Genomic DNA, 7,017 nt, shown 5'->3' with positions numbered 1-7,017 from the left:
GTTCGAGATGCGCCAAGCCAGAACCTTGCGCGTGTGCCAGTCCATGATGGCCACCAGATAAAGGAAGCCGCGCCGCATCGGCAGATATGTGATGTAGGCGCACCCACTGCCCGGCAGCACATGTTTACATGTGCGAGAGGAGGACCTGATTGGGTCGATTTACCCGCAATCCACGCAGTAGATAGGGGTAAATCTTGTGACCCTTCGCGGCCTTGCTCGTGTTGGGCTTCTGATAGATCGGCATAAGACCCATCAGTCGCATCAGGCGACGGATACGTTTTTCATTCACAAGATGGTTCTCATTGCGCAGATGCCATGTCATCTGATGCACGCCGTAAAACGGGGTCTCAAGGAACGGCTTATCAATGACGCGCATCAGACCAAGGTTCATCTCACTCTCGCCTTTGGGTTCATAGTAAAATGACGATCGCGAGATCGATAGCAAGGCACACTGCTTGCTGACTGATAGACCTTTTAAGTTCGGCTCAATCATCTTACGCCTCACTTGCCGGTCCAAGGTTTGAGCTTTTTGGCCAAAGCTAGGGGGACCATGGCCCCAGTGGGGCCGCATAAGCCCGCGTACCGTTGGCGACGGCGTGCGCCCGCTCTCTCGAACGCATGGCGTTCGCGGGCTTACCCCATAACCTTGGCGTGCAAATCTTTGACCTGTTCCTCGTCAATCTCCGGCGCTTTGCGGTTGCCGCGTTCAAATACGCCTGATGCGCCTTCAAGCAACGCACGTTTCCATTGGTGGATCATCGTGCGATGCCCCCCAAACTGGCTTGTCAGTTCGCTGACAGTCTCTTCGCCCTTCAGCGCTTCCAACGCGACCTTTGCCTTAAACTCTGGATGATGTTGCTTTCGTTTCGACATATCTGATCTCCTTCGTGTTGAAGATCAGCAGACTACAAATTGCAGCTTGCATCAGTGTCCAATTTTAGGGGGGTAGCTCAGTGCACGAGATGAAATCAGGATCAACACGTTTAGGAAGTAAGAGATCGAAGAGAACCCAAAAGGGTGATTGTTGATGCATGTTAGCTTAGCTATGCCAAATTGGAATGCTACGGCGGCGCATCTGCCTGAGATGAACGGCAGCTCTGGGCCGGTTGCTAAAATGGTTGGACAAGGGGGCCGACGGTGCAGTCGTCCGGACGGCTGTTGTTCCAAAAATCGATCAGTTTGGCTCTATTTTCGCTGAAATAGTAGGCAACCTGTTTCTCCAGTTTGCGTGTGTTGCCGCTGGACTTGATCACTCGACCATCGTCCAAAGCGAATGACGCTCGACACACTGCTGTTGTGACGTGGAAATGGGGCGGTGGGTGTTCATTCGCAAATATTTCGAACTTTAGTCCTCGCACCATATCAACGACGGCTTTTTCGACCTTGAGAGGAAAACTCCCGTCAATCTGTCGTTCAGGGACGATCTCTCGGTCTATGACCATCGTCAGGTCCCGAACCAAATCGTCAGGAACATCAATCGAAACAGCTTTCATTTGTAGGTGTCCAATCTAATTTATCCACGTCGTAAGCTAGCACTTGAATGTCCGCAATGCGACTGCTGCGCTGCGACACCGACATGCATGTCCAAGGTCCGGTTTGGACCGTGAGCGACCAATTAATTTGTGTTGCCTCAACATGATGCTGCGAAGCGGAGAATGGCAGGAATGAGCCCGTTGTACCGGATGCTGCAACTCGCACGAATGGCCGCTCGGTCAATCCAATAGTCGAAACCGATACAACACCGAACTTGGCAGCCAAGATGGCGGAGCCGCTTCGGCATCCAATTCACCGCCCAAGCGTTCTGCTAGACGCCGCGAGGCAGAATTGTCGCAATCTACATGTGCAATTAGGTTGGAGAGCCCAAGCTCTCGCATGGCATAGCTCTTGAATGCAACACTGGCCTCAGTGGCAAAACCTTTGCCCTCGTCCAATTCATTCCAAATTGTCCAAGTGATTTCAGGGGGCTCAGACGAACTGAGCTGCAGGGCACCGACATGCCCCAGCGGTCGTTCAGTTTCACGCTCCAGAAATACGAAACGTCCGAAACCGCGCAGCTCCCAGTGTCCAATCATTGAAGCTAATTTTTCAAACGCCTGAACCTCGTTGAAAGGGCCTCCGACGTACTGGGATCGTTCGCTAAGGCAGTACTCCGTGTACCAAGGCAAGTCGGATCGACGGGGACGCCGGAACAAAAGTCTTTCAGTTTCCAATTGGGGGATTCGCATATCGGTAGCCGTCCATTTCTGGCCCATAATGATGGTCCGACATGACAAAGGAATGACAACCTTTGGGAATATGTTGTTCTTCTAATCGAGACGGAAGTTGACTTTGGCGCAGCCGCAGCGAAATAGCGCTATCTCCCGCACTTCGGACGCCTGATCTCTCAAAATGCTGCGCCATCCATGAATGTCAGCTTCGGTGAAGCTGCGATGCGGCTTCCGCTCTTTAGGTCAGGTCGGCTAAGGACCGTTAGTGCCACAGAAGTATGCCCGGCACATGTCGACGCATTAGGCCCCCTTGATCCCAAAACATGCAGTCATTGTTGTCTTGGTTAATTTGGATGGCGACCAATCGTGTTGAGTTTTGCGGCGGTAAGGTCCCGACATTGACCGAAAAATTCTTTCCATCTGGCTGCTGGCAGGTGAAGGACAATTTGTAGATATGTACGGACTCTCGGGACACTTCCTGGAAATTAACCCCACAAGTGTCCCGCGGGTCCGTCTAGGTTACATGTTGCCCAAAAGCCGATACACGCAAAATTACCCGCGAAGAGCATGAAGACGCCCGTCAGGTTGCCCGTGATATTGCCAAGACTAAGCAATACGCCGTCTCAATGCGGCTGCGAAAGAAGGTTGTAATGCTCTTCGCCCACCTCAAACAGATCTTGGGATTGGGGCGGCTCCGATTAAGAGGCTCAAACGGCGCAAATGACGAATTTCTACTCGCTGCCACCGCACAAAACCTCCGCAAATTAGCCAAGCATTGCCCGGCAGGGTATTGGTGAAACCAATGCACGAGAGGGATCTTTCCTGCGCCGCAGCAAATAAGCAAAGCCTGATAAAAAAGGCGCTTGCGCTCAGTTCGGCGCACCACTTTCTGCATTAGCAACACGGTGTTTTTCAACAGAATCCGCGGATTTCGGACCTTAGCTGCGAGTTCATAGAGTTATGCATTGTGAACCAAAACGTCGTTTGTTGCGCGTTGCATTACCATCCGCAGTGTCAGGCATAATGGAAAAGCACAGTTATCGCCTTTGCCGAGCGATCCACGGCCCTTTTGGTATCAGACGAGGCCGTGCTTTAAGGCGATGGCAACTGCCTCCGCGATGGTTCGCGCTCCCAGCTTTCTTCTTAGGTTCGCACTGTGCAAATCAATCGTCGGCATCGCCAGATTGAGGTCGTGGCTCAACTGGTCGCGCCTGAGCCCCCGGATAAAGCCATGTAGGACATCGCGCTCACGAGGCGTAAGCAGTATTTTTTCTTGCGGAGAGTCAAAAAAATTCTGCATTCCATCGGCGCATTCGGTCGTTGCAATAACCAGCACCTTACGCCCGCCCTCGGTTCTTGGCAGGAAATTGAGCCGCAGTTTCGGAATGATGCGCCCGTCAGTTGCGCGCGTCTGAGCCAGGTCCATCGCGCTGCCCTCGCTTTTGCGGACCCCCGTGGCTTTTGCTGCGGCAAAGTGAAAGGCGTTTTTTCCGGTGCCACGAACCCTGAGCGTGCGCTTGGAATCGATGGCAAGAAGCGGATGCAATTTGAAGAGTCGTTCAGCTTTCCCATTCATCTGAAGAAGGCGACCCTGGTGATCAAGTTCGAAGATCGGTGCATCATCAAGCAAGCTGCGATCCACTGCTGCGATTTTACGGATGCTGGCGCGGTGCAATTCGCGCCGGATTTCATGGAGCCGTCCCAGATCTTCGACATGGCGATTTATCAAGCCGATTTCGGTATCCGTGAAATCACCGGACGTCTTGCCTTTGTGAAAGGCCGTCGCGACCCGACCGTCGCGCGTGCTTTGCATTAGGCCGAGGCACCAATACCGATCAAGCCGGTTTTTCTTAATGAACTCGCTATACATTTCGCTTTTTTCGAGTTCTTGCGGGGATACATAATTCGACAGTCGAAACGCGCCCATTCCGATCTTGTCATCCGTGCCATGTGCTAACCAGGGATCATGCCCTTCAAATGAATTGTAATCGAGATTGGCTTCTGCCTGAGTTCCGGCTGCAATTTCGCGGTAATCCCCCGGATGGAGCCATATGAATATCGTCGAAGGCACGTCGATTTCGCGCGCCAGTCGATTGGGCAGAGTGTTGAACAACTCGTCATCCAGAGCTGCTTCGTAAATGTCGTGATGCGAGAGGCCTTCAGGCACTAGATGAATCTACTCTGTTGCACGGTTTCTGGCTGAGCGCGGGCGCGGGAAATCGCCTTATTCCGATAGGAAGACCGTTTCGAAACCAAAGCCAAATCTTCTAGCCGGTCGATTAATACGTCCGACAGTGGATCGTAGGGGATGCGGTGAAACTGGACAAATGAAACTTGTTAAGTTGATGCCAAAATGCCCGATTCTTCTCAAAAATCAAGCTTTAGTGACAGAGTGCAATCGACGGAATTGGTTGTATAAAGCGCGATATTCGAGCGGGTGCGTCGCACGGTGCAACTGATTATTGGCGATTGCCCCAATACTTTCATCTTTCGCAACGCCATACTCAAGCCAAAGCTCGCAGAACGTTCATGATGGCATTCACCAACGATCGTCGGGGTATCGGTATCGTTGCATCGTTCTCCAGAGCTGAGAGAGATCCATGCAGAGCCCTTCAAGCAAAGCTCGCTCATATCCGATTCGAAATTCGGCACTGCTGTAAAGATAATAATCGAAGGCATTTCAGCCGCCTTCGACAAGCCGCGCGACAGCATTCATCTGATGCCTCGTGAGCGGAATATTCTGCATGGGCTGAGACATGTCCGCAGATGTGATCAACTGGCCTATATTCTTGGCATCACGGTGCCGACCGTTTATTTACAAAGCGGTAATCTGCGCCGCAAGAACGGCGCAAACACGATGTTAGAAGTGATTTCGACCGCCTACAGGGCTTGTCTGAAGTTTTCGTCTCTACGTGGCGTAGCGGGACTTAACATTTGCTCGAGACGCGATCGATGACCCATTTGACGCTGTGGTCATAAGACCGCAGAGAGTTAGGCGTCTGGAAAAATTCGCAGCGTCCTATGCGCCCGACGTAATAAGGATCTCCGAGTGCGTCGGGCGTCACAAGATCTGCCACTCGTTCATCGGTGTCCTCCGCGACCTGCAGGCATTGAACTGGGCCGCAGCCCAGCCAGTTGCCGCTGCGCGCCTTATAAAGCACAACCACGCCCTTGCTGTGGTCCAAAGTGAAAGCCGAGGCCTCAGTTGCCATCAAGCATGCCGAAAGAGAAATCATAATTAAAAATCGCATTGCGGTGCATCTCCTGAAAATTTTGCCTCTATATCCTGATGAGGCGGGTGCGGGTCCGCAACCTATGATTTCTGATAGGTTCGCACGCCCGCGTAGTCAGTCAATCACCTATCAAAAAGCTCTTATGACATGTAACATTCCCTGAAATGGGAATAAGGCGTTGTTTTCAAAAATTTGTAACGCCGAACCGCGACTACGCTAAACCTCATTGCTAGAAATTTCTGGGAAAACCAACAATGTCTGCATTCGGGGAAGTTGCATTGCAGCTTTAACTCGGCCAGCCAATGTCCGGTGTGGGCCGGACACTGCGGCCGACACCAAGGGCGGAGAGCCGATGTCGCTTGCCTATGGGTAAGCACTGCGATTGAATAGCGGTAATTTTCACAAGGTCAGAAGTGCTCATGCCAATCTACGAGTTTGCCAGCGAAGAAATCCGCCCCCTGCTCAGGACCACGTTCAGCCAGATGCAGCTGCAGGAGCGGCGTGATCTTCAGCGCCTTCTTAGGGCGAACATCTCAGTGATCGCACCCGACACGCTGGTTATCGCAGAGGAGTTCGGGGACTGGGACGAGTCGCGGCGGCGCATCGACCTTCTTGGAATCGACCGCGATGCGAACCTCGTCGTGGTCGAGCTCAAGCGAACGGAGGACGGCGGCCATATGGAACTTCAGGCCATCCGCTATGCCGCGATGGTCTCGACCATGACCTTCGATCAGGCCGCCGACGTTTTCAGTCGCTATTTGGCACAGATCGGCAAGGCTGAAACGGATGCACGGACCGCGCTGCTCGAGTTCCTCGGGTGGGAGGAGCCCGATGAAGATGCATTCGCGCAAGACGTCCGGATTGTCTTGGCCTCGGCCGAGTTCGCTCTCGAGCTAACGACATCGGTTCTCTGGCTCATCGAGCGCGGCATCGACATCCGCTGTGTGCGCCTCCAGCCTTACGACCACGACGGCCGAGTTTTCGTCGATGTCCAGCAGATCATCCCGCTCCCGGAGATGGCGGAATACCAGGTTCGGGTCACCGAGAAGAAGCGCAAGGAGCGCGAGGCGCGCTCGGACACCCGAGACTGGACCAGCTACGATGTCAGTCTCGGTGGACGTAAGCTGCCTGGGTTGCGGAAGCGGCACGCCATTTATCAGTCGTTCCGCTATCTCGTGGAGCAAGGCATCGCTCCCGAGAAAGTCGCCGAACATTGCGGCCCGCGCGCCAATCGAGCGCTCGTTTTTGTCGATGGGGAAGTAAACGCGGAGGACTTCTATCGTCTCGCGAAAGAAGCGCGGGCGAAGGAGGGGCGCAGCTTTGACCCGACCCGATACTTCTGCGCTGACGAAGAACTCCTCAACTTCGGTGGCCGGACATACGCTTTCCTGAACCAATGGGGCGGGTCGGACTGGAAGCAAGCCATGGTCAATCTGCGCAAGGCATTTCCAGATAAGGGGATCGAGTTCGCGCCATCCGAATAGCGGCCCCAATCGACTGTTTATTCCACTGGTCGATTTGCGGTCCTTAGTTTTATACGACAGCTGCGGCGAACGTCCTGTGTGGATGGCTCCTGC

General features: G+C 53.4%; 6 protein-coding genes and 2 pseudogenes. 2 read left to right on the top strand and 6 right to left on the bottom strand.

The window, feature by feature from the left end; all coding sequences use genetic code 11:
- The 4 genes and pseudogenes from KO497_RS07235 to KO497_RS07220 all read right to left on the bottom strand — a co-directional run.
- A pseudogene (locus KO497_RS07235) lies at positions 1 to 442 on the bottom strand (IS3 family transposase); the annotation flags it as partial.
- Positions 443 to 633: 191 nt separating this feature from the next.
- A complete protein-coding gene (locus tag KO497_RS07230; protein WP_215943300.1) occupies positions 634 to 873 on the bottom strand; it encodes a transposase in 240 nt (79 codons plus the stop codon).
- A gap of 236 nt (positions 874 to 1,109) precedes the next feature.
- Positions 1,110 to 1,493 (bottom strand): DUF4160 domain-containing protein, encoded by a 384-nt coding sequence (locus KO497_RS07225; RefSeq protein WP_215943299.1) that lies wholly within the window; start codon positions 1,491 to 1,493, stop codon positions 1,110 to 1,112.
- 219 nt (positions 1,494 to 1,712) lie between these two features.
- Positions 1,713 to 2,225, bottom strand: coding sequence for a GNAT family N-acetyltransferase (locus tag KO497_RS07220; protein ID WP_215943298.1), 513 nt, complete (start codon positions 2,223 to 2,225; stop codon positions 1,713 to 1,715).
- Positions 2,226 to 2,731: 506 nt separating this feature from the next.
- On the opposite strand from KO497_RS07220, the pseudogene KO497_RS07215 reads away from it, so the two are divergent.
- Positions 2,732 to 3,004: pseudogene (locus KO497_RS07215) on the top strand (transposase); the annotation flags it as partial.
- 278 nt (positions 3,005 to 3,282) lie between these two features.
- On the opposite strand, the gene KO497_RS19410 reads toward KO497_RS07215, so the two are convergent.
- A complete protein-coding gene (locus tag KO497_RS19410; protein WP_215943297.1) occupies positions 3,283 to 4,374 on the bottom strand; it encodes a helix-turn-helix transcriptional regulator in 1,092 nt (363 codons plus the stop codon).
- Between the two features lie 200 nt (positions 4,375 to 4,574).
- Positions 4,575 to 4,886: a hypothetical protein gene (locus tag KO497_RS07205; RefSeq protein WP_215943296.1), complete on the bottom strand. Its 312-nt coding sequence runs from the start codon at positions 4,884 to 4,886 to the stop codon at positions 4,575 to 4,577.
- A gap of 973 nt (positions 4,887 to 5,859) precedes the next feature.
- Here KO497_RS07205 and KO497_RS07200 point away from each other — a divergent pair.
- Positions 5,860 to 6,924, top strand: coding sequence for a hypothetical protein (locus KO497_RS07200; RefSeq protein ID WP_215943295.1), 1,065 nt, complete (start codon positions 5,860 to 5,862; stop codon positions 6,922 to 6,924).
- Positions 6,925 to 7,017 lie beyond the last annotated feature (93 nt).

This window comes from Pacificibacter marinus (assembly GCF_018860665.1).
Lineage (GTDB): Bacteria > Pseudomonadota > Alphaproteobacteria > Rhodobacterales > Rhodobacteraceae > Celeribacter > Celeribacter marinus_A.
This window is presented reverse-complemented; position numbering and strand designations above follow the sequence as displayed.

Bases quoted from the DNA above. Each gene is read 5' to 3' on its own strand.
- KO497_RS07230 (WP_215943300.1), bottom strand. From the start codon at position 873: ATGTCGAAACGAAAGCAACATCATCCAGAGTTTAAGGCAAAGGTCGCG.
- KO497_RS07225 (WP_215943299.1), bottom strand. From the start codon at position 1,493: ATGAAAGCTGTTTCGATTGATGTTCCTGACGATTTGGTTCGGGACCTG.
- KO497_RS07220 (WP_215943298.1), bottom strand. From the start codon at position 2,225: ATGCGAATCCCCCAATTGGAAACTGAAAGACTTTTGTTCCGGCGTCCC.
- KO497_RS07205 (WP_215943296.1), bottom strand. From the start codon at position 4,886: ATGCCTTCGATTATTATCTTTACAGCAGTGCCGAATTTCGAATCGGAT.
- KO497_RS07200 (WP_215943295.1), top strand. From the start codon at position 5,860: ATGCCAATCTACGAGTTTGCCAGCGAAGAAATCCGCCCCCTGCTCAGG.